Annotated in this window: 20 protein-coding genes; 15 read left to right on the forward strand and 5 right to left on the reverse strand. The window is 73.4% G+C overall.

The features are described from left to right. Position 1: 1 nt before the first annotated feature. Entirely contained in the window at positions 2 to 928 is a 927-nt protein-coding gene (locus QOL88_RS20145) for an NAD-dependent epimerase/dehydratase family protein (protein ID WP_097217970.1), read from the reverse strand. Beyond that, positions 925 to 1,932, reverse strand: coding sequence for a ScbA/BarX family gamma-butyrolactone biosynthesis protein (locus tag QOL88_RS20150; protein WP_097217972.1), 1,008 nt, complete (start codon positions 1,930 to 1,932; stop codon positions 925 to 927). Before QOL88_RS20150 ends, QOL88_RS20145 begins: the two co-directional genes overlap by 4 nt. Positions 1,933 to 2,199: 267 nt before the next feature. Here QOL88_RS20150 and QOL88_RS20155 point away from each other — a divergent pair, with 267 nt between their 5' ends. The 4 genes from QOL88_RS20155 to QOL88_RS20170 all read left to right on the forward strand — a co-directional run bounded on the left by QOL88_RS20155 (position 2,200) and on the right by QOL88_RS20170 (position 5,891). Continuing rightward, positions 2,200 to 2,883, forward strand: coding sequence for a ScbR family autoregulator-binding transcription factor (locus QOL88_RS20155; RefSeq protein ID WP_097217974.1), 684 nt, complete (start codon positions 2,200 to 2,202; stop codon positions 2,881 to 2,883). A gap of 135 nt (positions 2,884 to 3,018) precedes the next feature. Next, positions 3,019 to 4,458 (forward strand): DUF2252 domain-containing protein, encoded by a 1,440-nt coding sequence (locus QOL88_RS20160; RefSeq protein WP_097217976.1) that lies wholly within the window; start codon positions 3,019 to 3,021, stop codon positions 4,456 to 4,458. A 186-nt stretch (positions 4,459 to 4,644) separates the two neighbouring features. After that, a complete protein-coding gene (locus QOL88_RS20165; protein ID WP_097217978.1) occupies positions 4,645 to 5,496 on the forward strand; it encodes a hypothetical protein in 852 nt (283 codons plus the stop codon). A 65-nt stretch (positions 5,497 to 5,561) separates the two neighbouring features. Further along, on the forward strand, positions 5,562 to 5,891 hold the full coding sequence (locus QOL88_RS20170; protein WP_097217980.1) for a rhodanese-like domain-containing protein: 330 nt from the start codon (positions 5,562 to 5,564) through the stop codon (positions 5,889 to 5,891). Between the two features lie 98 nt (positions 5,892 to 5,989). Here QOL88_RS20170 and QOL88_RS20175 read toward each other — a convergent pair whose 3' ends face one another. Next, positions 5,990 to 7,123: an acyl-CoA dehydrogenase family protein gene (locus tag QOL88_RS20175; RefSeq protein WP_097217982.1), complete on the reverse strand. Its 1,134-nt coding sequence runs from the start codon at positions 7,121 to 7,123 to the stop codon at positions 5,990 to 5,992. Positions 7,124 to 7,511: 388 nt separating this feature from the next. On the opposite strand from QOL88_RS20175, the gene QOL88_RS20180 reads away from it, so the two are divergent. Genes QOL88_RS20180 through QOL88_RS20190 form a run of 3 tightly spaced genes read left to right on the forward strand, consistent with a single transcriptional unit; the run spans position 7,512 to position 10,479 of the window. Continuing rightward, the gene (locus tag QOL88_RS20180; RefSeq protein ID WP_097217984.1) at positions 7,512 to 8,531 is read left to right on the forward strand and encodes a DUF5819 family protein; all 1,020 of its coding nucleotides are present in this window, start codon (positions 7,512 to 7,514) and stop codon (positions 8,529 to 8,531) included. Continuing rightward, positions 8,528 to 9,739, forward strand: a complete 1,212-nt coding sequence (locus tag QOL88_RS20185; RefSeq protein WP_097217986.1) for an HTTM domain-containing protein — start codon at positions 8,528 to 8,530, stop codon at positions 9,737 to 9,739. Before QOL88_RS20180 ends, QOL88_RS20185 begins: the two co-directional genes overlap by 4 nt. Then, entirely contained in the window at positions 9,736 to 10,479 is a 744-nt protein-coding gene (locus QOL88_RS20190; protein WP_097217988.1) for a TrmH family RNA methyltransferase, read from the forward strand. The genes QOL88_RS20185 and QOL88_RS20190 overlap by 4 nt, the downstream gene beginning before the upstream one ends. 104 nt (positions 10,480 to 10,583) lie before the next feature. Here QOL88_RS20190 and paaN read toward each other — a convergent pair whose 3' ends face one another. Then, the gene (gene paaN / locus QOL88_RS20195) at positions 10,584 to 12,275 is read right to left on the reverse strand and encodes a phenylacetic acid degradation protein PaaN (protein ID WP_097217989.1); all 1,692 of its coding nucleotides are present in this window, start codon (positions 12,273 to 12,275) and stop codon (positions 10,584 to 10,586) included. A gap of 160 nt (positions 12,276 to 12,435) precedes the next feature. Here paaN and QOL88_RS20200 point away from each other — a divergent pair, with 160 nt between their 5' ends. Beyond that, positions 12,436 to 13,956: a 3-hydroxyacyl-CoA dehydrogenase gene (locus QOL88_RS20200; protein ID WP_097217991.1), complete on the forward strand. Its 1,521-nt coding sequence runs from the start codon at positions 12,436 to 12,438 to the stop codon at positions 13,954 to 13,956. Beyond that, entirely contained in the window at positions 13,953 to 14,543 is a 591-nt protein-coding gene (locus QOL88_RS20205) for a TetR/AcrR family transcriptional regulator (protein ID WP_097217993.1), read from the forward strand. The genes QOL88_RS20200 and QOL88_RS20205 overlap by 4 nt, the downstream gene beginning before the upstream one ends. 15 nt (positions 14,544 to 14,558) lie before the next feature. On the opposite strand, the gene QOL88_RS20210 is transcribed toward QOL88_RS20205, so the two are convergent. Then, complete coding sequence (locus QOL88_RS20210) at positions 14,559 to 15,044, reverse strand: Lrp/AsnC family transcriptional regulator (protein WP_097217995.1); 486 nt, start codon at positions 15,042 to 15,044, stop codon at positions 14,559 to 14,561. A 190-nt stretch (positions 15,045 to 15,234) separates the two neighbouring features. Here QOL88_RS20210 and pdhA point away from each other — a divergent pair, with 190 nt between their 5' ends. The 6 genes from pdhA to QOL88_RS20240 all read left to right on the forward strand — a co-directional run bounded on the left by pdhA (position 15,235) and on the right by QOL88_RS20240 (position 22,631). Continuing rightward, complete coding sequence (gene pdhA, locus QOL88_RS20215; RefSeq protein ID WP_097217997.1) at positions 15,235 to 16,380, forward strand: pyruvate dehydrogenase (acetyl-transferring) E1 component subunit alpha; 1,146 nt, start codon at positions 15,235 to 15,237, stop codon at positions 16,378 to 16,380. After that, complete coding sequence (locus tag QOL88_RS20220) at positions 16,377 to 17,381, forward strand: alpha-ketoacid dehydrogenase subunit beta (RefSeq protein WP_097217999.1); 1,005 nt, start codon at positions 16,377 to 16,379, stop codon at positions 17,379 to 17,381. The genes pdhA and QOL88_RS20220 overlap by 4 nt, the downstream gene beginning before the upstream one ends. Continuing rightward, a complete protein-coding gene (locus tag QOL88_RS20225) occupies positions 17,381 to 18,838 on the forward strand; it encodes a dihydrolipoamide acetyltransferase family protein (RefSeq protein WP_097218001.1) in 1,458 nt (485 codons plus the stop codon). The genes QOL88_RS20220 and QOL88_RS20225 overlap by 1 nt, the downstream gene beginning before the upstream one ends. Before the next feature lie 183 nt (positions 18,839 to 19,021). After that, positions 19,022 to 20,131, forward strand: coding sequence for an NTP transferase domain-containing protein (locus tag QOL88_RS20230; protein WP_179878913.1), 1,110 nt, complete (start codon positions 19,022 to 19,024; stop codon positions 20,129 to 20,131). Next, complete coding sequence (locus tag QOL88_RS20235) at positions 20,128 to 21,525, forward strand: molybdopterin molybdotransferase MoeA (protein WP_097218002.1); 1,398 nt, start codon at positions 20,128 to 20,130, stop codon at positions 21,523 to 21,525. Before QOL88_RS20230 ends, QOL88_RS20235 begins: the two co-directional genes overlap by 4 nt. After that, a complete protein-coding gene (locus QOL88_RS20240) occupies positions 21,522 to 22,631 on the forward strand; it encodes a potassium channel family protein (protein WP_097218004.1) in 1,110 nt (369 codons plus the stop codon). Before QOL88_RS20235 ends, QOL88_RS20240 begins: the two co-directional genes overlap by 4 nt. The last annotated feature ends 63 nt before the right edge of the window (positions 22,632 to 22,694 follow it).

Here is a 22,694-nt window from a genome sequence, read left to right on the forward strand (position 1 = left end):
GTCAGGAGACTTTCCGGCCCTGGAGGAACGCGCGGTACCAGGGCGCCGCGCGGCGGAACGCGGCAGCGAACCCCTCGCCGGGCGAGCAGTCGAAGTCCTTCCAGAACGCGTCGTCCACGAACCAGTGGTCGACCGTGAGCATGCCGAGGTGATGGAGGGCGAGGGGTGACCCGGCGGCCCGGTCCAGGGCGGTGACGACGTCCACGGGCGCCCCGCCGCCGGGCTCCTCCACCTCCCGTCCCACGGACGCCAGCAGGTCGGGGACCGCCACCGGCTCGGGATGGTTGACATGGTGCACGCCGCCGCCGGACGCCAGGGAGAGCGCGGCGGCCACCACCGCACGGCCCAGGGTGTCGACGTCGATCATCGACTGCAGCGCCGCGCAGTCGGTCAGGGTGGTGGCCGACAGTTCCTTCATCAACCACACCAGGCCGGGGATCACCCAGCGATCGCCCTCGCCGTACACGAGGTGCGGGCGCAGCACCAGGCCGCCCGCGTCGAGGACGTACCGCTCGGCGGCGGCCCGGGTGCGGCTGGTGGGCGACGCGGGCGCGACCGGCACCTCCCCGGGGCCCACACCGCGGAAGGGGCCCCGGCCGTGGACGGCGGCCGTGCTGACGTACACGATCCGGCGCACTCCGGCGCGTACGGCCTCCTCGACCAGGGCACGGGTGCCGTGGTCGTTGACGGCCTCGGCGGTCTCGGCGTCGCCGCCGATCCGCGTGGCGCAGTGCACCAGGACATCGGTGTCGGCGCAGACGCCGCGCAGGGAGGGCGGGGCGCAGAGGTCGCCGTGGACGTACTCGGGGCCGTGCGGTGCGTGCCGGGTCAACAGGCGTACGTGGGCGCCCGGTTGACGCTGCGCCGTGGCGGCGACCCGGCTGCCGACGAAGCCGCTCGCGCCCGTGATCAGAATCTTGACCGTCACGACAGGGACCGTACCCGCGTCGGCCGGGCGGCGGTCAGGGCGGCGGTGAAGACGGACTCGCCGTCCTGCCGCCCCGACACTCGTACGGTCACCTCCCCGGGGCGCTCGTCGAGGATCTCGGTCTCGATCCGGCAGGGGCTGTGCAGTTCGGCGTACCGGGCGAAACCGGCCGTCATCGTGATCGGCAGGAAGGGGTGCAGGCCGGACGCGGCGGTCGCGGCCTGGCGGGCTGCCTCGAACAGGACCATGCCGGGGACGTGGTCGTTGGGCCGTGCGAAGAGCACCGGGTGGCCGGTGTCGACGCGCAGGTGCCAGACGCCGGGGCGGTCCGCGGGTGCGAGGACGACGTCCTCGGCGCGGGCCCGTCCCGCGGTCTGCGGGGATATGCCGGGCAGCAGTGGCACCGGGGTGTCGGGGGCGTTCAACCTGTCCGCCCGCAGGCGGCGGTAGGCGCGCGGGGAGGTGCAGCCGGTGCTGCCGGTGCCGCGGGCGACGAGCCGCCCCGCGCGGCGGAACTCCATCGTGGTGCGCATGCTGTGCAGCCCGCGGCCGCGGCGGCGCACCTCGGAGCACACGACGTCGAACTCGACCGGCTCGGCGGCGTCCGCCAGCAGGAGCGCGGACGGGTCGACGTGGACCGTCAGGTCCCACATGACGAAGTGCGTGTCGGCCGGGGCGCCGAACTCGGCGTGCGCCAGCACCATGGAGGCCTGCCGCAACGTTTCGCCCACGACCATCGGGTCCTGGTGGCGGCCGTCCACGGGGCCGAAGAAGGGATGGGCGGCCGGCCAGTGCGCGGTGAAGCGGAAACGGGTGCCGGAGATTCGGACCCACCGGGCGGGGAAGACGTCCGTCTCGGTGGTGCGATGGGCGAGTTCCTTGGTGACGGTGGTGTGGGAGTGGTGCTGCGGGGCTTCGGCGGGCGAGGCGGCTTCGGCAGTGGCGGTGGTCGGCGGGGTGGGTTCCCCGGTGGTGGGACGTGGTGGTGCAGCGTCTGGGGGCACGGTGGTGTGTGGCGAATTCTCGACGGTCGTAGCGGTTCCGTTTGCCGGACGGCCCCCGTGTCCGGTCTGATCGTCCGTGAGTGCGCTTAAAGGCCCTGTCTGCGGCATGAGAACCCCCCGGATCGGCTGCCTGGTCGCGATCGACGCCTGACTAAGATACGGACGAGCCGGTTTTTTTCAAAGGGTCAGCCAAGCCGCTGGGACTGGCCCTCGCGCCCTCGCCACACAGCGACTTCACAGGGATCGACGGAGATCAGGAGGCACCCGATGGCGCGACAGGAGCGCGCGATCCGCACCCGGCGGACCATCCTGGAGGCGGCGGCGGCCGTCTTCGACGAACGCGGCTACACCTCGGCGACCATCGGCGAGATCCTGGACCGGGCAGGCGTCACCAAGGGCGCGCTGTACTTCCACTTCGGCTCCAAGGAGGAGCTGGCGGTGGGGGTGTTCGAGGAGCAGCTCGCGATCACGCTCCCGCCGCAGTCCGTCAAGCTCCAGGAACTCGTCGACTCCGGTCTGGTGATGGCCCGCCGGCTGCGATCCGAACCGCTGGTGCGGGCCAGCGTGGGGCTCGCCCTCGACCAGGGAGCCATGGACCTCGACCGCACCCCGGCCTTCCGGATGTGGATCGACCAGAACAGGCAGGTGCTGGGCGAGGCGAAGACCCGGGGCGAGCTGTTGCAGCACGTCGACGTGCCGGAGACGGCGGAACTGCTGGTCGGCAGCTTCTCCGGAGTGCAGCTGCTGTCCCAGCTGCGCTGCCAGCGGCAGGATCTGGAGCGCCGGGTCGTCGTGCTGTTCGAGAACTTCCTGCCCAGCATCACCGTTCCGGCGGTGCTGGCCCGGCTCGACATCACCGTGGACCGGGCCGAGCGGCTGCTGGCGCAGGCGCAGACGGTTCCGGGCGCGGCGGCGGTGCCGCAGGGGGCCACCGTGCCCTCGGGTGCGTAGCCCGCCACTGCCCTGCGGACCCGGCACGGATTGTCCACAGCTGTGGAGTTGTCCACAGGGTCTGACGCGTTTCGGCCGCCGGTTGTACGGTCGGAACGAGTTGATGTTCGTGCGCGTGCGGGGGAGGCGGTCGGGATGACCAGGGATGGAGCTCAAGGCGAGGGCGGCGCCACGACGAGGGACGGGGCGCCGCGCCGCCTGCCCCGGGTGCGCGGCTTCGCCGCGTGGCCGGCCGAGGGCTCGCCCAAGGACGAGGGCAAGGCCCTGCGCAAGCGGATCCCGCGCAGCGCGCACGCCACGCTCGACCTGGAGGCGTCCCGGCCCGACGCGGTGAGCGCCGTCGAGGAGTCGGGCCGCGGACGGCTGCCCGAGCTGACCCCGATCCGGGTCGGCCGCATGGCCGCCAACCCGTTCGCCTTCCTGCGCGGCTCGGCGGGCCTCATGGCCTACGACCTGGCGCGCACGCCCATGACCAGGATCCGGGTCCAGCTCTGCGGCGACGCCCACGCGGGCAATTTCGGCCTGTACGGGGACGCGCGCGGCGGCCTGGTCATCGACCTGAACGACTTCGACGAAACGGTGTTCGGCCCCTGGGAGTGGGACCTCAAGCGTCTCGCGGCCTCCCTGGTGCTCGCGGGCCGGGTGACCGGCGCCGACGAGGACCAGTGCCGCAAGGCGGCGTACGACGCGGCGGGCGCGTACCGCAGGACCATGCGGCTCCTGGCCAAGCTCCCGGTGCTGGACGCGTGGAACGCCATCGCGGACGAGGAGCTCGTCTCCCACACGGACGCCCATGATCTGCTCGGCACGCTGGAGCGCGTCTCCGAGAAGGCCCGCCACAACACCAGCGGCCGCTTCGCGGCCAAGTCGACCGAGGCCACCGAGGACGGCGGACGCCGGTTCGTCGACGCCCCGCCGGTCCTGCGGCGCGTTCCGGACGCTGAGGCAGCCGCGGTGGCCGCGTCCCTGGAGGAGTACGTCGGCACCCTCCAGGAGGACCGCCTGCCGCTCCTCGCCCGGCACGCGGTGCACGACGTGGCCTTCCGCGTCGTCGGCACCGGAAGTGTCGGCACCCGCTCCTACGTCGTGCTGCTCCTGGACCACCGGGGAGAGCCGCTGGTGCTCCAGGTGAAGGAGGCGCGGGCGTCCGCCCTGGTGCCGCATCTGGTGACGGCCGGTTTCGATGCGCCGAAGGCCGGTCACGAGGGCCGTCGGGTCGTGCTGGGCCAGAAACGGATGCAGGTCGTCAGCGACAACCTGCTGGGCTGGACGACGGTCGACGGACTCCCCTTCCAGGTCCGCCAGTTCCGCAACCGCAAGGGCAGCGTCGACCCGGCCGCCCTGGCCGCCGACCAGATGGACGACTACGGCCGCATGACCGGTGCGCTCCTGGCCCGCGCGCACGCCCACAGCGCCGATCCACGGCTCATCGCCGGGTACTGCGGGAAGAACGAGGAGCTGGACGAGGCGATGGCGGACTTCGCCGTGGCCTACGCGGACCGGACCGAGGCGGATCACGCGGAGCTGCTGGTGGGGGTGCGGGCGGGGAAGGTCGCGGCGGAGATGGGGGTGTAGGGCAGGCCGGCCCGGGACCACGTGCGCTGCCCGGGGCCGCCTGCGCTGCTGGGGCCCACGTGCGCCGCCTGGGCCGGCCGTACCTGTGCCGTCCGGCCGCACCCGTGCCGCCCGGGCCGGTCGGCAGGGCCCCGGTCCTGTCCTCCGGGGCGCGGGTGCCGTCGGTTCGTCACCTAGGCTGGTCGGGTGACGACCCCGGAAGCTGAGCAGGACGGCGACGACGCCGCACGGCCCGAGGCGCGGCTGGAGCGGGCCGTGCGGGCCGCCGAGCAGGCGTTGATCGAGTACGAGATCGCGGTGGAGACCTTCCGCGTCGAGGTCGAGAACTTCTCCCGGCTGCACGAACAGAAACTCGGCCCGCTCTACGCCCGGCTCGAGGAGCTGGACGCCCGCATCCTGGAGGCCAGAGCGGCCCGCAGCGGTGACCCCGCGGACCGGCAGCGGGCGGACGAGGCCCGGGCCCGGCTCGCCCCCATCCCGGGCGTGGAGGAACTGCTGCACGGCTGGATGGACGGCGACGGCCTGTTCCCGGAGGCCTCCGCGATGCTCACCGACCAGCCGGTGCGGCCCCCGCAGCGGGTCCGTCCCAGCGAGGAGGCCCGCAAGCTCTATCGCGACCTCGCCCGCAAGGCCCACCCGGACCTGGCGCAGGAGGAGAAGGAGCGCCGGCGGCGCGAGGAGTTCATCACGCGCGTCAACGCCGCCTACGCCCGGGGCGACGAGGCGGAGCTGCGTGAGCTCGCCGCGGAGTGGGCCAAGGGGCCCGAGCTGAAGCGGGGCCCGAGCCGCGCCGAGGAGCTCTACGCCCGCCTCGAATGGCTCGCCCAGCGCAAGGAGCTACTCGGCCTGCTCGCCAGGGAACTGGAGGACAGCGCCATCGGCCACATGCTCCAGCTCGCCCCGGACGACCCGGACCGGCTCCTCGACGAGATCGGGCAGGGTCTGCTCGCCCAGGTCTCCGAACGGGAGACGGAGCTGACCGCGCTGCTCGGCGAGGGAGAGGGCCAGGGTCAGGGCGACGGCGGGGGACAGGGCTGAGCCGCGCCCGGGCCGGTGCTCCGGCCGGTTCGGGTAGCGTCGGACGCATGAGTTTTGGAGCTGGTGTGCCCACGGTCGCGGTCGCGGACCTCAAGGACGGTGACTTCCTGCTGGACGTCCGGGAGGACGACGAGTGGAAGGCCGGTCACGCCGAAGGGGCGCTGCACATCCCCATCAGCGAGTTCGTCGCCCGGTACGGCGAGCTGACCGAGGCCGCCCCGCAGGACGGCCGGGTTCATGTGATCTGCCGTTCCGGCGGCCGGTCCGCCCAGGTCACGATGTACCTGGCCCAGCAGGGCGTCGACGCCGTGAACGTCGACGGCGGCATGCAGGTCTGGGAGGCGGCGGGCCGTCCCGTGGTGACGGACGAGGGGCAGCAGGGGTTCGTCCTCTAGCGTCCCGGTACCGGTCCCAGCCCCGGTCCCGGTCCCGGTACCAGCCCTCAGCCGGCATCCGGCCGTCTAAGAGCACCCCCGGTCCCCGGCCCGCGCGATCAGGCCAGTGGGTGGGCCGCCAGCAGGTCGCCCAGGGCCTCTTCGTGGGCCGCGGCCGGGCCGAGTGACAGTTCCAGGTGCTTGGCCCAGGCGTGGTAGCGGTGCAGGGGGTAGTCGACGTCGGCGCCGAACCCGCCGTGCAGGTGCTGTGCGGTCTGCACGACCCGGCGTACGCCCTCCGCCGCCCAGATCTTGGCGACGGCCACGTCCCCGGCGGCGGGCAGCGGGCCCGGTGCCCCGGAGGCGATCCGCCACGCGGCCTGCCACAGCGTGGCCTCCATCGCGCGCAGGTCGATGTAGCGGTCGGCGGCCTGCACGGCGACGGCCTGGAAGGTCGCGATCGGGAACCCGAACTGCTCCCGCTCGGCCGTGTACTCCCCGGTCATCCGCAGCACGCGCTCCCCCAGTCCGAGCGCCAGCGCACACGTCCCGGTGGCCAGCAGGTCCCGCAGCCACTCCCATGCCCCGTCGGTGTCGATGACGTCCCGGGCGGCCAGCCGTGCCGACTCCAGCCGCAGCTCCCCGAGGCGCTCGCCGCTGGTGGAGAACTGCTCCGCGAGGACGGCGCCCTCGTGCCCGCGCGGCACCAGGGCGAGCACGGTCCGGCCGGTCTCGGTGTGCGCGGGGACGAGGGTGACGTCGGCGTCGTAGGCCCAGGGCACGGCCGTCTGCACCCCGTCCAGCACCCAGGTCCCGCCGTCCTGCCGGGCGGTCACGGCCTGTTCGGCCGGGTCGTGGCCGGTGCGGCCGTGCGCGGCGACGGTCAGGACGATCTCGCCCCGGCCGGCCCGGGCGAGCAGGTCCGCCTTCGCCTCTTCACCGCCGTGGGCCTGGATGGCCGCCGCTGCCGCGCAGCTCTCCAGCAGGGGCACCCTGGCCAGGACCTTCGCCGACTCCCGCAGCACCAGGCAGAGCGCGACCGCGTCCAGACCGGCACCGCCGTACCGGGCGTCGAGCAGCAGGCTCAGCAGGTCCGCGTCGGCGAGCCTGGCCCACAGGGCGCGGTCGCAGGTCTCGGCGACGGCGCCCGGGGTCATGGCCGGGCTGGGCACGGCGTCCGGTGCGACGCCGGCGAACACGCCCTTCGCCGCCTCGGCCGCCGCCTGCTGCTCCTCGCTGAAGGTGAAGTCCACGGTGCCTGTCCTTCCGGCGGATCCCGTTGAGCTGACGGGGCGTCAAGATAGAACAGGTTCTAGAAGAAGGGAATGGGTGTACGGGCGGGCGCCGTAGGGTGTCACTCCTGCGGACGACCGGCCGGCGCGCCCTGTGGATAACCTGCGTGGGTCCCCTGTGGACCAGGGGGACCCCGGTTCTCGGACGGTCGCGCTCGCCGTACGGTCGGCCTCCGTGGTGTGGCGACGGCCACGGCGGGACCTTGCGGGACCTGCGGACAGGGGCTGTGCCCGGGTGGGTGTCCTGAGTACCGTGCCCGTGCCGACGCCGCGCAGACCGCGCGGGCGGTACGACGCCCTCACGGCCGGGCGGACGAAACGAGGGACCGGGATCGTGGAACGGGGCGGAATGGACGCGTACGACGAGGGCTCGAACGCCCGGCACGGCCCGGACGCGCCTCGCCGCCCGGCCCCGCCCGCGCAGCGGGGCCCCGCCCCGGCGGACTCGGCCGAGCCGGTCGCGGCTCCCGGGCCTGAGCCTGAGCCGGTCGCGCCCCCCGGGCCTGAGCCTGAGCCGGTCGCGCCCCCCGGGCCTGAGCCCGGGCCGGACGTGCACCCCGGGCCTGAGCCCGGGCCGGTCGCGCACCCCGGGCCTGAGCCCGAGCCGGACGTGCACCCCGGGCCTGAGCCCGAGCCGGTCACGTCACTCGCGCCTCCCCAGCCGGTCGCGTCACTCGCGCCGTCCGAGCCGTACCCGTCCGGTGAACCCCGTATCGGCATCGCCGCGCTCTCCCCCCGCTATCAGGTCGGGGTCGCCCTGGCGCTCGCGGTCGTCGCCATCGGCGTGTGCGTGCACATCGGCATGACGTTCCTGCACATCGCTCCGGCGAACACGGTCACCCGGGCGCACGGCGAGGCCGTGGACGACTGGATCTATCCGGAGTTCGAGCAGAACTGGAAGCTGTTCGCGCCGAACCCGCTCCAGCAGAACATCTCGATCCAGGTCCGTGCCGGGGTCCGCGGGCCGGACGGCATGACGCTGACCACCGGCTGGTACGACCTGTCGGCCGAGGACGGCCGGGCCATCGACGGCAACCTGCTGCCCAGCCACACCCAGCAGAACGAGCTGCGCCGCGCCTGGGACTTCTTCGTCGCCACGCACGACAGCGAGAACCGCCCGGTGGGCCTGCGCGGCTCGCTCTCGGAGTCGTATCTGCGCCGGATCATGGTGCTGCGCCTCGACCGCGACGACGCGGTGCGGGCCGCGACCGGGAGTTCCGGGGTGATCGAGCGGGTGCAGGTGCGCTCCCGGACCAGCAACGTGCCGCCGCCCGAGTGGAGCCGGGAGAAGGTCTCCACGACACCGTCCTACCGGGAGCTGCCGTGGTGGAGGGTCCCGCAGGACGAGGCCCGGGGAGGCGTGCGGTGAACCGGTTCTCGCTGGCCGTCTCGGGCGGTATCGCCCGCGTCACCGAGGCGGCCCTCGGCCCCTACCAGACGGCCGTCATCCGCATCGGCTTCAGCGCCACCTGGCTGCTGTTCCTGCTCCGCGAGCTCCCCCACCGCCACGAGCTCTACGGGCCCGACGGCCCCTGGAGCTGGGATGCCGCCCAGCAGCTGGTCGGGTCCAACGGCTCGTTCACCGTCCTGATGTGGTCGGACGGCCGGGTCTGGTTCGAGATCGTCTACGCGCTGGCGGTCCTCTCCGCCGCCCTGCTGATGCTGGGCTGGCGCACCCGCACCATGTCGGTGCTGTTCATGGTCGGCGTGCTGTCGCTGCAGAACCGCAGTGTCTTCATGGGCGACGGCGGCGACAACGTGCTGCACCTGATGTCGATCTACCTGGTGTTCACGCGGTGCGCCCAGGTGTGGTCGCTGGACGCCCGGCGGGCCGTGCGGCACAGGGCGGCACGCGCGCGGGGCGAGCGGGTCGCGGACCGGACCGGCCCCGCCCTGTGGGGCGTGCTCGGGTTCGTGCTGGTCGCGGTCACCCTGGTCGGCCGGATGCAGGGCGACTGGCTGATACCGGCGCTGCTGTGGACGGTGTGGGTCGTGCAGGCCCTGTGGTGGCTGGTCGGGCGGCGGGCCGGGACCGGTGAGCCGCGGATCATGCTGGACGTGATCGCCGACGTCGTGCACAACGGCGCCCTGCTCGTGATCATGGCCGAGGCGTGTCTGATCTACGCGACGGCCGGCTGGTACAAGATCCAGGGATCGCGCTGGCAGGACGGCACCGCGGTCTACTACCCGCTCCACCTGGAGTACTTCTCGCCCTGGCCGGCCCTCGCCGATCTGCTGTCGGCCAGCGGCACGATGGTGATGCTGGTGACCTACGGGACGGTCCTCGTGCAGGTCGCCTTCCCGTTCACCCTGTTCAACCGGCGGGTGAAGAACGTCCTGCTGGCGGTGATGATGACCGAGCACGCCGTGATCGCCGTGGTCCTGGGACTGCCGTTCTTCTCGCTGGCGATGATCGCGGCGGACGCGGTGTTCCTGCCGACGGGCTTCCTGCGCCGCCTGGGCGACCTGGCGGCACGCGCGCGTGACCGGCTCCGGTGCGGGGGCGGACGTACGCCCCTGCCCGGGCAGCGCACCCGGGGGAGTTCCGAGGCCACGCACGTAGGCTTCGGGGCATGACCGACCCCGTGACCGTCTGGCACCGGCTCGCCGGCGACACCGTCCTGCTCGACGGGTTCCACGCGCTCAAGCACGCGCTGCGCTTCGGCGCCGAGGTGCCGGTGGCGGTCACCGCCGACCGGGCGGCCGCCCTCGCCCTCGCCGACGAGCTGGCCCCGGACGTACGGGACGCGCTGGCCGGGCTGCTGACGCAGGTGCCGCACGCGACGTACGCGTCGTTCGTGCCGCGCCCGCACCCCACCGCCGTGGCCGCCCTGGCCGTACGGCCGGCCCGCGCCTCCAACCTGGAGAAGCTGGCGCGCATGCCCCGCACGGCCCCGGTCGTGGTCCTCGACAACCCGCGCAACCTGGGCAACGCGGGGGCGGTGATCCGCCTGGCCGCCGGTTTCGGGGCGACCGGTGTGGTGACGACCGGGACGGTCGACCCCTGGCACCCGACGGTCGTGCGGGGCGGGGCGGGACTGCACTACGCGACGACGGTGGAGCGGCTGGCCGCCGAGGAACTGCCGCCGGGCCCGCTGTTCGCCCTGGACCCGGAGGGCGACGACATCCGGGGCGTCAAGCTCCCGGACGACGCCGTCCTCGCCTTCGGCTCCGAGCGCACCGGTCTGTCCACGGAACTACGCGCGCGTGCGGACCACTTGCTGTCCCTCCCCATGCGCCCCCAGGTCAGCAGCTACAACTTGGCGACCAGCGTGGCGATGACCCTGTACCACTGGAGTTTCGGAGCACCCCTTTAGAAGCGCCCCGTCAGGGGCGCGGGGAACCGCGCGAGCAACCACGACGCATCGGCACCCGCGCGCCGAGGAGAGCCCCCGAGCTCCTGGGCACCCCCGAGCCCCGGCTACGCGTCGCGCCGCACCTCGACCACCCGGAACCGGTTGGCCACGAACGCCCCGTCGCACAGCGCCGCACTGGCCGCCGGATTGCCACCGGACCCGTGGAAGTCGGAGAACGCGGCCGTCTGGTTCACGTACACCCCGCCCGTGAGGTTCAGCGACAGCTGCGCCGCCTCCTCCAGGCAGACCTCCTGCACGGCCTGCTCGACCTCCGGGTCGGTCGTGTACGCCCCGACGGTCATCGCGCCCTTCTCGCGGACGGTCCGCCGCAGCAGCTCCGCCGCGTCCGTGGCCGAGTCGACCGCGACGGCGAAGGACACCGGGCCGAAGCACTCGCTCATGTAGGCGGCCTCGTCGTCCGGCTTGGCCCCGTCCAGCTTCACGATCACCGGCGTGCGGACGACCGCCCCAGGGAAGTCCGGGTTGGTGATCTCGCGGGAGGCCAGGGCGACCTCGCCCAGGCCCGCCGCGGCCTCCAGCCGGGCCTTCACGTCCGGGTTGACGATCGCCCCGAGCAGGGCGTTGGCCCGGGCGTCGTCGCCGAGCAGCCCGTCGACGGACTTGGCGAGGTCCGCGACGACCTCGTCGTAGGACTTGGGGCCCTGGTCCGTGGAGATGCCCTCGCGGGGGACGAGGAGGTTCTGCGGGGTCGTGCACATCTGGCCGCTGTACAGGGACAGCGAGAACGCCAGGTTGGAGAGCATGCCCTTGTAGTCGGACGTGGAGTGGACGACGACGGTGTTGACGCCGGCCTTCTCCGTGTAGACCTGCGCCTGGCGGGCGTTGGCCTCCAGCCAGTCGCCGAACTCGGTCGAGCCCGTGTAGTCGATGATCCGGATCTCGGGGCGCAGCGCGAGGGTCTTGGCGATGCCCTCCCCGGGGCGTTCGGCGGCCAGGGCGACCAGGTTCGGGTCGAAGCCGGCCTCAGCGAGCACCTCGCGTGCGACCTGCACGGTGAGGGCGAGCGGCAGCACCGCGCGCGGGTGGGGCTTGACCAGGACCGCGTTGCCGGTGGCGAGGGAGGCGAACAGGCCCGGGTAGCCGTTCCACGTCGGGAAGGTGTTGCAGCCGATCAGCAGGGCGATGCCGCGCGGGACCGGCGTGAACTGCTTGTTCATGGCCAGCGGGTCGCGCTTGCCCTGGGGCTTGGTCCACTCGGCGTTGTCGGGCGTGCGCACCTGCTCGACGTACGCGTAGGCCACCGCCTCCAGGCCGCGGTCCTGCGCGTGCGGGCCGCCCGCCTGGAACGCCATCATGAACGCCTGGCCGGAGGTGTGCATGACCGCGTGCGCGAACTCGTGCGTCCGGTCGCTGATGCGCTTGAGGATCTCCAGGCAGACCACGGCGCGCTGCTCGGCGCCCGCGTCCCGCCAGGTGCGCTGACCGGCCTTCATGGCGGGCAGCAGCACGTCGAGGTCCGCGTGCGGGTACGTCACGCCCAGGTCGATGCCGTACGGGGACGTCTCGCCGCCCACCCAGTCGTCCGTGCCCGGCTGGCCGAGGTCGAGGCGGGAGCCGAGCAGGGCGTCGAAGGCGGCCTTGCCCGCCGCCGCGTCCAGGCTGCCGTTCTCCCCGTAGGCCTTGGGGTGCTCGGGGTGCGGGGACCAGTAGGCGCGCGTGCGGATCGCTTCCAGCGCCTGGTCGAGGGTGGACCGGTGCCGGGCGATCAGCTCGTGCGCCGAGAGTGCGGCGGTCATGGGTGACCAACTCCTCGTCTCAAGAACTCTTCGTCGAGTTCATGACCTGGGCAGAAACCTGGGCAGGAACACTCGGACAGAGCTAGAGTAACCGAACGATCGGTCGGTTCAAGGGGGTCCGCCGCATCTGTGGAAAACCCCGTGCGGGAGGATCGCGCACATGACAGCACTCGACCTCAGCAGCCCCGTGGCCGTCGTCGGCACCGGCACCATGGGCCAGGGAATCGCCCAGGTCGCGCTGGTCGCGGGCCATCCCGTACGGCTGTACGACACCCTCCCCGGGCGGGCCCGGGAGGCGGCAGACGCGATCGGTGCCCGCCTGGACCGGCTCGTCGAGAAGGAGCGGCTCAGCGACGCCGAGCGGGACGCCGCCCGCGCCCGGTTGCTGCCCGCCGAGGACCTCCCCGAGCTCGCCGACTGCGCCCTCGTCGTCGAAGCCGTCCTGGAGCGGCTGGACGTCAAGCAGGACCTGTTCCGCGCGCTGGAGGGCGTCGTCGCCGACGACTGCCTGCTCGCCACCAACACCTCGTCGCTGTCCGTCACCGCCATCGGCGGCGCCCTGCGCAACCCCGGCCGGTTCGTCGGCCTGCACTTCTTCAACCCCGCGCCGCTGCTGCCGCTGGTCGAGGTCGTCTCCGGCTTCGCCACGGACGTCTCGTCGGCCACGCGCGCGTACGAGACCGCCCGCGCCTGGGGCAAGACGCCCGTCGCCTGCGCGGACACCCCCGGCTTCATCGTCAACCGCATCGCCCGGCCCTTCTACGCCGAGGCCTTCGCGGTCCACGAGGCGCAGGTCGCCGACCCGGCCACCATCGACGCCGTGCTGCGCGAGTCGGGCGGCTTCCGGATGGGCGCCTTCGAGCTGACCGACCTGATCGGCCAGGACGTCAACGAGTCCGTCACGCAGTCGGTCTGGCAGTCCTTCTTCCAGGACGTGCGCTTCACGCCGTCCCTCGCCCAGCGGCGCCTGGTCGAGTCCGGCCGGCTCGGCCGCAAGACGGGCCACGGCTGGTACGACCACGGGCAGGACGCCGAGCGCCCCGAGCCGGACACCGCCGAGAAGCGGCAGCCGCCCGCGTACGTCGTCGCCGAGGGCGACCTGGGCCCGGCGTCCGGCCTGCTCGACCTGATCCGCGAGGCGGGCATCCCGGTCCGTGACGACAGCGACGACGACGACCAGGGGGCGTGCCTGCTCCTCCCGAGCGGCGGCCGGCTCGTCCTCGCCGACGGGCAGACCGCCGTGGAGTACCGGGACTTCGTCTACTTCGACCTCGCCCTGGACTACCGCACGGCCGGCCGCATCGCCCTGTCCGCCTCCCAGGACACCTCCCCGCAGGTCCTCGCCGAGGCCATCGGCCTCTTCCAGGCGCTCGGCAAGCGGGTCAGCGTCATCGGCGACGTCCCCGGCATGATCGTCGCCCGCACGGTCGCGCGCATCATCGACCTCGCGCACGACGCGGTCGCCAAGGGCGTGGCCACCGAGGAGGACATCGACACCGCGATGCGCCTCGGCGTCAACTACCCCCTGGGCCCCTTCGAGTGGAGCCGCCGCCTCGGCCGCACCTGGGCCTACGTGCTCCTGGACGACCTGCACCGCCGCGACCCCTCCGGCCGCTACGCGCCCTCCCTGGCCCTGTACCGCCACGCCCACGCCTCCGACCCGCGGGAGGGCACCACATGACCACCGCCAAGCGCGACACCTACACCCCGGACACGCTGCTGTCCGTCGCGGTCCAGGTGTTCAACGAGCGTGGCTACGACGGCACCTCCATGGAGCACCTCTCCAAGGCGGCCGGTATCTCCAAGTCGTCGATCTACCACCACGTCGCCGGCAAGGAGGAGCTGCTGCGCCGGGCCGTGAGCCGGGCCCTGGACGGCCTCTTCGGGATCCTCGACGAGGAGCACGCGCGCGTGGGGCGCGCCTCGGACCGCCTGGAGTACGTGGTCCGGCGCATGGTCGAGGTGCTCATCGCCGAGCTGCCCTACGTGACGCTGCTGCTGCGCGTGCGCGGCAACACCGACACCGAGCGGTGGGCCCTGGATCGGCGCCGCGACTTCGACCACCGGGTCGCCGACCTGCTCAAGGCGGCCGCCGCGGACGGGGACGTGCGCGCCGACATAGAGGTGCGGCTGGTGACCCGGCTGGTCTTCGGCATGATCAACTCGATCGTCGAGTGGTACCGGCCGGATGGCCGCGGCATGAACGAGCGCGAGGTGGCCGACGCGGTGGTGCGGCTGGCCTTCGGGGGCCTGCGCAAAGCCGCCTGACACGCCCCCGGCCCACTAGCCCTGCGGCTCCAGGTCCTCCTCCTCGAACACCAGCAGCGTGCGTGTGCTGAGCACCTGCGGGATCGCCTGGAGCCGGGTCAGCACCAGCTCGCGCAGCGCCCGGTTGTCGGACACGTGCACCAGCAGCAGCACGTCGAAATCGCCGCCCACCAGGGCGATGTGGGAGGCGCCTGGCAGCTGTCTGAGCTCCTTGCGCACCGTGCGCCAGGAGTTCTGCACGATCTTCAGCGTGATGTACGCGGACGTGCCCTGGCCTGCCCGCTCGTGGTTGACGCGGGCGCCGAAGCCGCGGATGACGCCGTCCTCGACGAGCCGGTTGATGCGGGCGTAGGCGTTGGCGCGCGAGACGTGGACCCGGTCGGCGACGGACCGTATCGAGGCGCGGCCGTCCGCCTGGAGCATGCGCAGGATGTCCTGATCGATGGCGTCCAGGGGCCGCGGCGGCGGAAGCACACCGCTGTCGTCCTGGCTCTCGGCCATTTGTTCAGATGCCACCCGCCCCCGCCTCTCTGCCATGGACGTACTGCGTCCATCACAGGCTGTGGAGAACCGTTTGTCCACAGCCTGAGGCCACCCATAGCCAAATTGTGCCGTCGACCGAACAATCGGTAGGTGAGGCGGGCCACAGCCGACGCGCCTCTTCGAGCCGCTCCCACGAGGAGGTGCCGTCATGACGGTCATGGAGCAGCGGGGCGCGTACAAGCCGACCCCGCCGCCCGCCTGGCAGCCCCGGACGGATCCCGCGCCGCTGCTGCCCGACGCCGAGCCGTACCGCGTCCTCGGCACCGAGGCGGCCGCGAAGGCCGACCCCGAGCTGCTGAGGACGCTGTACGCGCAGCTGGTGAAGGGCCGCCGCTACAACGCGCAGGCCACCGCCCTCACCAAGCAGGGCCGTCTCGCGGTCTACCCCTCCACCACCGGCCAGGAGGCCTGCGAGGTCGCCGCCGCGCTGGTGCTGAAGGAGCAGGACTGGCTCTTCCCGAGCTACCGCGACACCCTCGCCGTGGTGGCCCGCGGCGTGGATCCCGTCGAGGCGCTCACCCTGCTGCGCGGCGACTGGCACACCGGCTACGACCCCTACGAACACCGGGTCGCCCCCCTGTGCACCCCACTCGCCACCCAGCTGCCGCACGCCGTCGGTCTCGCGCACGCCGCTCGCCTCAAGGGCGACGACGTGGTCGCGCTGGCCATGGTCGGCGACGGCGGCACCAGCGAGGGCGACTTCCACGAGGCGCTGAACTTCGCCGCCGTCTGGCAGGCCCCGGTCGTCTTCTTCGTGCAGAACAACGGCTTCGCGATCTCCGTCCCGCTGGCCAAGCAGACCGCGGCCCCGTCGCTGGCCCACAAGGCCGTCGGCTACGGCATGCCGGGCCGCCTGGTCGACGGCAACGACGCAGCCGCCGTGCACGAGGTGCTCTCCGACGCCGTACGCCACGCCCGCGCGGGCGGCGGTCCCACCCTCGTCGAGGCGATCACCTACCGCGTCGACGCCCACACCAACGCCGACGACGCGACCCGCTACCGCGGCGACGCCGAGGTCGAGACCTGGCGCGAGCACGACCCGATCCGGCTGCTGGAGCGCGAGCTGACCGCGCGCGGCCTGCTCGACGAGGCCGGCATCGAGGCCGCCCGCCAGGACGCCGAGACCATGGCGGCGGCCCTGCGCGAGCAGATGAACCAGGACCCGGTCCTGGACCCGATGGACCTGTTCACCCACGTCTACGCCGAGCCCACCGGGCAACTGCGCGAACAGCGGGCCCAGCTGCGGGCCGAGCTGGAGGCCGAGGCCGACACCGAGGGGGGCACACACCGATGACCACCGTCGCCGTCAAGCCGGCCACCATGGCGCAGGCCCTCACGCGCGCGCTGCGCGACGCCATGGCAGCCGACCCCGCCGTGCACGTCATGGGCGAGGACGTCGGCACCCTCGGCGGCGTCTTCCGCGTCACCGACGGCCTCGCCAAGGAGTTCGGCGAGGCCCGCTGCACGGACACCCCGCTGGCCGAGGCCGGCATCCTCGGCACCGCCGTCGGCATGGCGATGTACGGCCTGCGCCCGGTCGTGGAGATGCAGTTCGACGCGTTCGCCTACCCGGCGTTCGAGCAGCTCATCTCGCACGTGGCCCGCACGCGCAACCGCACCCGCGGCAGGATGCCCCTGCCGATCACCATCCGCGTCCCCTACGGCGGCGGCATCGGCGGCGTCGAGCATCACAGCGACTCCTCCGAGGCGTACTACATGGCGACTCCGGGGCTCCATGTGGTCACGCCCGCCACGGTCGCCGACGCTTACGGGCTGCTGCGCGCCGCCATCGCCTCCGACGACCCGGTCGTCGTCCTGGAGCCGAAGCGGCTGTACTGGTCGAAGGACTCCTGGAACCCGGAGGAGCCGACGCCCGTAGAACCGATAGGCCGCGCGGTGGTGCGGCGCCCGGGCCGGAGCGCCACGCTCATCACGTACGGGCCGTCCCTACCCGTCTGCATGGAGGCCGCCGAGGCGGCCCGGGCCGAGGGCTGGGACCTCGAAGTCGTCGACCTGCGCTCCCTGGTGCCGTTCGACGACGAGACGGTGTGCGCCTCGGTGCGGCGGACGGGACGCGCGGTCGTGGTCCACGAGTCGGGTTCCTTCGGGGGCCCGGGCGGGGAGATCGCGGCCCGGGTCACGGAGCGCTGCTTCCACCACCTGGAGGCGCCGGTGCTGCGTGTGGCCGGGTTCGACGTCCCGTACCCGCCGCCGATGCTGGAGCGCCACCACCTGCCCGGTGTGGACCGGATCCTGGACGCCGTGGGGCGCCTGCAGTGGGAGGCCGAGAGCTGATGGCACACGCTTCTGGTATGCACAGCCTGGAGTTCAAGCTGCCCGACCTCGGGGAGGGGCTCACCGAGGCGGAGATCGTACGGTGGCTTGTCGAGGTCGGCGACCTCGTCACCATCGACCAGCCGGTCGTCGAGGTCGAGACGGCCAAGGCGATGGTCGAGGTGCCGTGCCCCTACGGCGGTGTGGTCACGGCCCGCTTCGGCGAGGAGGGCACGGAACTGCCCGTCGGGGCACCGCTGATCACGGTGGCGGTGGGGGAGCGGCCCGCTTCCGCCTCCGGCTCCGGTGACACCGCCTCCGAGGGGTCGGGCAACGTCCTGGTCGGATACGGCACCTCCGAGGCGCCCGCGCGGCGCCGCCGGGTACGGCAGGAGCGGCCGGTGTCCGGCGCGTCCGCGACCGCCGGGCCGTCCGGTGCCGCCGCAGCGCCGGGGCACGCGCGGGCCGCGGGCCCCGCGGCCGCGGTGGCCACGCAGGCGGGCGAGCCCTCGGCGCGGGCGAACGGGCAGGCCACCGGCCTCGGGACGGTCGACGGTCCCGTCCCCGTGATCTCGCCCCTGGTGCGCCGCCTGGCCCGGCAGAACGGCCTGGACCTGCGGGAGCTGACCGGGTCCGGCCCCGACGGGCTGATCCTGCGCGCGGACGTCGAGTACGCCCTGCGCGCATCGGTCCAGGGCGCATCGGCACCGGTGGCCGAGCCGCACCCGCATGTGCCGCAGACACCGAGTCCGGCCCTCGCGTCCCGGTCCTCGGCGCCGGCGGCCCCCGGCGAGATCCGCACCCCGCTCAAGGGCATCCGGGGCGCCGTCGCCGACAAGCTGGCCCGCAGTCGCCGCGAGATCCCGGACGCCACCTGCTGGGTGGACGCCGACGCCACGGAGCTGATGCGGGCGCGCGCGGCCATGAACGCGGCCGGCGGTCCGAAGATCTCTCTCCTGGCCCTGCTGGCCCGGATCTGCACCGCGGCCCTCACCCGCTTCCCCGAGCTCAACTCCACGGTGGACGCGGAGGCCAGGGAGGTCGTCCGGTTCGACCACGTGCACCTGGGCTTCGCGGCGCAGACCGACCGGGGCCTCGTCGTCCCGGTCGTACGGGACGCGCACGCGCGGGACGCCGAGTCGCTGACCGCCGAGTTCGCGCGGCTGACCGAGGCGGGCCGCACGGGGACGCTGACACCGGGCGAACTCACCGGCGGCACCTTCACGTTGAACAACTACGGCGTCTTCGGCGTCGACGGCTCCACCCCGATCATCAACCACCCCGAGGCCGCCATGCTCGGCGTCGGACGCATCGTCCCCAAGCCGTGGGTGCACGAGGGCGAGCTGGCGGTGCGGCAGGTCGTGCAGCTCTCGCTCACCTTCGACCACCGGGTGTGCGACGGGGGCGTGGCGGGCGGCTTCCTGCGGTACGTGGCGGACTGCGTGGAACAACCGGCGGTGCTGCTGCGAACGCTCTAGCCGTCGGCTGCCGTGAGCGACACGGACGTCGTGATTCCCTTTCGGCCCGCGCGCCGGACGCTGTGATTCCTTTCGGCCCGCGCGCCGGACGCTGTGATTCCCTTTCGGCTCGCGCGCCGGACGCCGTGATCGCATCGGTTCCCCCGCGTTCCCTGTGATCGCGGGGGCACGCATACTCGGGGGGTGACCGCCTACGAGCCCCCCGGTGTACCCGGCACCGGCACCGGCCCCTCGCCGGGCGCGGATCCCGCCGGGTACGACGCCGTCGTGCTCGCCGGTGGTGCCTCCCGGCGTCTCGGCGGCACGGACAAGCCCGGTGTGCGCGTGGGCGGCCGGGCCCTGCTCGACCGGGTGCTTGCCGCCTGCGGCGGTGCCCGGAGCACCGTCGTCGTCGCCGCGCCCCGGCCGACCGCACGGCCCGTGACCTGGGCCCGCGAGGACCCGCCCGGTGGTGGACCGCTCGCCGCGCTCGACGCCGGGCTCCGCCACACCACGGCCGAGCACGTCGTGGTGCTCTCCGCCGACCTGCCGTTCCTTCAGGAGCCGACCGTGGGCCGCCTGCTGGGCGCGCTGCGGGCGAGCGGCCGCGACGGCGTGCTGCTGACCGACCCCGGCGGCCGTGACCAGCCGCTCGTGGCCGCCTACCGTGCGCCGCGGCTGCGTGAGGAGCTCGCGCTCCTCGCCGGACGGCACGGCGCTCTCGCCGGTCTCCCCCTGCGGCGTCTCACCGCCGAGCTGGACCTCACCCGCGTCTCCGACCCCGTCGCGTCCTTCGACTGCGACACCTGGGACGACATCGCCACCGCCAGGGCACGTATCAGGGAGCATGGGCACGTGTTGGATGAATGGATTTCCGCCGTCAAGGACGAACTGGGCATCGACCTCGAAGTCGACACCCGCGGCCTGCTCGACCTCGCCCGCGACGCCGCCCACGGGGTGGCCCGGCCCGCGGCGCCGCTGACCACCTTTCTCGTCGGCTACGCGGCCGCGCAGGCCGGCGGCGGCCCCGAGGCGGTCGCGGAGGCCGCCCGCAAGGCCGTGGCCCTCGCCGCCCGCTGGGCGCAGGAGAGCACCTCCGAGGCCGAGCCGTCGGGCGACGGACCGCAGCCGACAGGTGCTGAGACGCAGTCGACAGGCACGGGTCCGCAGCCGACAGGTGCTGAGACGCAGCCGTCAGGCACGGGGACGCAGTCGACAGGCACGGGATCGCAGCCGTCCGGCGACGGCCCGCAGCCGTCTCCGGGCGATGTCGCCCCCGACGCCACCCCCGACACCCGCCCGGACGCCGGATGACCCCGCACGGCGCCCGTGCCGGTGAGGACGCCGAGGACCTCGACGTCGAGGAGGTGCTCGCCCTCGTGAGGAACAGCAACGGCGATCACCTGCCCGACCCCGCGGCACGCAGTGAGGGAGGTGAGACCGGCAGCGCCCACACCCCCCACCGGCCCGACCCCTCCGCCCGGCCCGACACCCGCCACCGCGCCACCCCCTGGCCCGAGGCCCGGGCCCTCGCCGAACGTGCCGGCCGCGACGCCGCCCGGGCGGCCCGCCGCGACCCCGTCTCGGCGCCCCTCGACACCGCCCTCGGCCTGACCCTCGCCGCCCCGCTCGACGCCCTCACCGACCTCCCCTCCTTCGACACCTCCGCGATGGACGGCTGGGCGGTCTGCGGCCCCGCCCCCTGGCACGTGCGGGACGAGGGCGTCCTCGCCGGGCACGCCGCGCCCCCGTCCCTCACCGACGGCGAGGCCGTCCGGATCGCCACCGGCGCCCGCATCCCCCCGGACACCACCGCGGTTCTGCGCAGCGAGCACGGCCGCACCGACGACAAGGGCCGCCTGTACGCGACCCGGGACGTCGTCCCCGGCCAGGACATCCGCCCGCGCGGCCAGGAGTGCCGCACCGGCGACCAGCTTCTCGCCGTCGGCACCCTCGTCACCCCGGCCGTCCTCGGGCTCGCGGCGGCGGCCGGCTACGACGCCGTCACCGCGGTCCCCCGCGCCCGCGCCGAAGTCCTGGTCCTCGGAGACGAGTTGCTCACCCAGGGCCTGCCGCACGACGGCCTGATCCGGGACGCGCTGGGCCCCATGCTGCCGCCCTGGCTGCGGGCGCTCGGCGCCGACGTCATCGCCGTCCGGCGCATCCGCGACGACGCCGACGCCCTGCACCAGGCCGTCACCGCCTCCGACGCCGACGTCATCCTCACCACCGGCGGCACCGCGGCGGGCCCCCTCGACCACGTCCACCCCATCCTGCGCCGGATCGGCGCCGAACTCCTCGTGGACGGCGTCAAGGTGCGGCCGGGCCACCCCATGCTGCTGGCCCGCACCAGGCCGGCCCAGCACCTCGTCGGCCTGCCGGGCAACCCGCTCGCCGCCGTCTCCGGGTTGCTGACGCTCGCCGAGCCGCTGCTGCGGATCCTCGCGGCCCGCCCGGCCCCGGAGCCGTACACGATGCCGCTCCGGGACGCCGTGCACGGGCACCCGCACGACACCCGGCTCGTCCCCGTCGTCCTGCGCGGCGACGACGCCGTGCCGCTGCACTACAACGGCCCCGCCATGCTGCGCGGCATCGCGGCGGCCGACGCGCTGGCCGTCGTGCCGCCGGGCGGCGCACGTCCCGGGCAGGAGGCGGAACTGCTCGACCTGCCCTGGGCGTCCGCAGGGATCGGGGTGTGTTTCACGTGAAACTTCCGGGCCAGGACGCGATCGCCCGCCAGGCCGACGAGCATCTGGTGACCTATCGGGTGAAACTTCCGAGGAAAGTGGTCGAGCACCCGATCCGCCAGGTCGCCAAGCGGCTCTGCATGGCGCTGTTCGTCCTCGTGCTCACCGCGTTGATCGTCTACGCCGACCGCGACGGCTACAACGACAACGCGGGCGGCGGCATCAGCCTTCTCGACGCGTTCTACTACGCGACCGTCACCCTCTCCACCACCGGCTACGGTGACATCACCCCGGCGGGCGAAGGCGCCCGGCTCACCAACATCCTCGTCATCACGCCGCTGCGCGTGCTGTTCCTGATCATCCTGGTCGGCACCACCCTCGAAGCCCTCACCGAACGCACCCGGGAGGAGTGGCGGCTGACCCGCTGGAGGTCCACGTTGCGCGATCACACCGTCGTCATCGGCTTTGGCACGAAGGGCAGGTCGGCGATCCGGACCGTCTGTGCGACGGGTCTGAAGAAGGAACAGGTCGTCGTGGTCGACCCCAGTTCCAAGGTGGTCGACGCCGCGACCGCCGAGGGCTACGCCGGCATCGTCGGGGACGCGACCCGCAGCGAGGTGCTGAAGCAGGCCGAGGTGCACAAGGCGCGCCAGATCATCATCGCGACCCAGCGCGACGACACCGCGGTCCTGGTGACGCTGACGGCCCGCCAGCTCAACCGCGGGGCGAAGATCGTGGCCACCGTGCGGGAGGAGGAGAACGCGCCGCTGCTCAAGCAGTCCGGCGCCGACGCGGTCGTCACCAGCGCCAGCGCCGCCGGCCGGCTGCTCGGCCTGTCCGTGCTCAGCCCCTCCGCCGGCATGGTCATGGAGGACCTCATCCAGCAGGGCAGCGGCCTCGACATCGTCGAACGGCCGGTCGTCAAGGCCGAGGTGGGCAAGACGCCTCGGGAGGTCACCGACCTGGTCGTCAGCGTCATACGCGGCCACCGGGTCCTCGGCTACGACGACCCGTCCGTCGGGAGGCTGGAGCTGACCGACCGGCTCATCACGATCGTGCGGAAGACCCCGGCCACCCAGATCGCGCCGGACATCCGCCCGATGCCCCCCATGCCCCGCAACAACTGACGAGCGCGACGAACGGCCGGCCGCTCCGCACCCGTACGGTGCGCGACGAACGGCCGGCCGCCC

Source organism: Streptomyces sp. Ag82_O1-12 (assembly GCF_900182715.1).
In the GTDB taxonomy this organism is placed as follows: Bacteria; Actinomycetota; Actinomycetes; order Streptomycetales; family Streptomycetaceae; genus Streptomyces; species Streptomyces massasporeus.

What these genes read in the sequence shown, in the direction of transcription:
- QOL88_RS20155 (WP_097217974.1), top strand. Translation starts at nt 2,200, where the DNA reads ATGGCGCGACAGGAGCGCGCGATCCGCACCCGGCGGACCATCCTGGAG.
- QOL88_RS20160 (WP_097217976.1), top strand. Translation starts at nt 3,019, where the DNA reads ATGACCAGGGATGGAGCTCAAGGCGAGGGCGGCGCCACGACGAGGGAC.
- QOL88_RS20180 (WP_097217984.1), top strand. Translation starts at nt 7,512, where the DNA reads ATGGACGCGTACGACGAGGGCTCGAACGCCCGGCACGGCCCGGACGCG.
- QOL88_RS20190 (WP_097217988.1), top strand. Translation starts at nt 9,736, where the DNA reads ATGACCGACCCCGTGACCGTCTGGCACCGGCTCGCCGGCGACACCGTC.
- paaN (WP_097217989.1), bottom strand. Translation starts at nt 12,275, where the DNA reads ATGACCGCCGCACTCTCGGCGCACGAGCTGATCGCCCGGCACCGGTCC.
- QOL88_RS20200 (WP_097217991.1), top strand. Translation starts at nt 12,436, where the DNA reads ATGACAGCACTCGACCTCAGCAGCCCCGTGGCCGTCGTCGGCACCGGC.
- QOL88_RS20205 (WP_097217993.1), top strand. Translation starts at nt 13,953, where the DNA reads ATGACCACCGCCAAGCGCGACACCTACACCCCGGACACGCTGCTGTCC.
- QOL88_RS20210 (WP_097217995.1), bottom strand. Translation starts at nt 15,044, where the DNA reads ATGGCCGAGAGCCAGGACGACAGCGGTGTGCTTCCGCCGCCGCGGCCC.
- pdhA (WP_097217997.1), top strand. Translation starts at nt 15,235, where the DNA reads ATGACGGTCATGGAGCAGCGGGGCGCGTACAAGCCGACCCCGCCGCCC.
- QOL88_RS20220 (WP_097217999.1), top strand. Translation starts at nt 16,377, where the DNA reads ATGACCACCGTCGCCGTCAAGCCGGCCACCATGGCGCAGGCCCTCACG.
- QOL88_RS20225 (WP_097218001.1), top strand. Translation starts at nt 17,381, where the DNA reads ATGGCACACGCTTCTGGTATGCACAGCCTGGAGTTCAAGCTGCCCGAC.
- QOL88_RS20235 (WP_097218002.1), top strand. Translation starts at nt 20,128, where the DNA reads ATGACCCCGCACGGCGCCCGTGCCGGTGAGGACGCCGAGGACCTCGAC.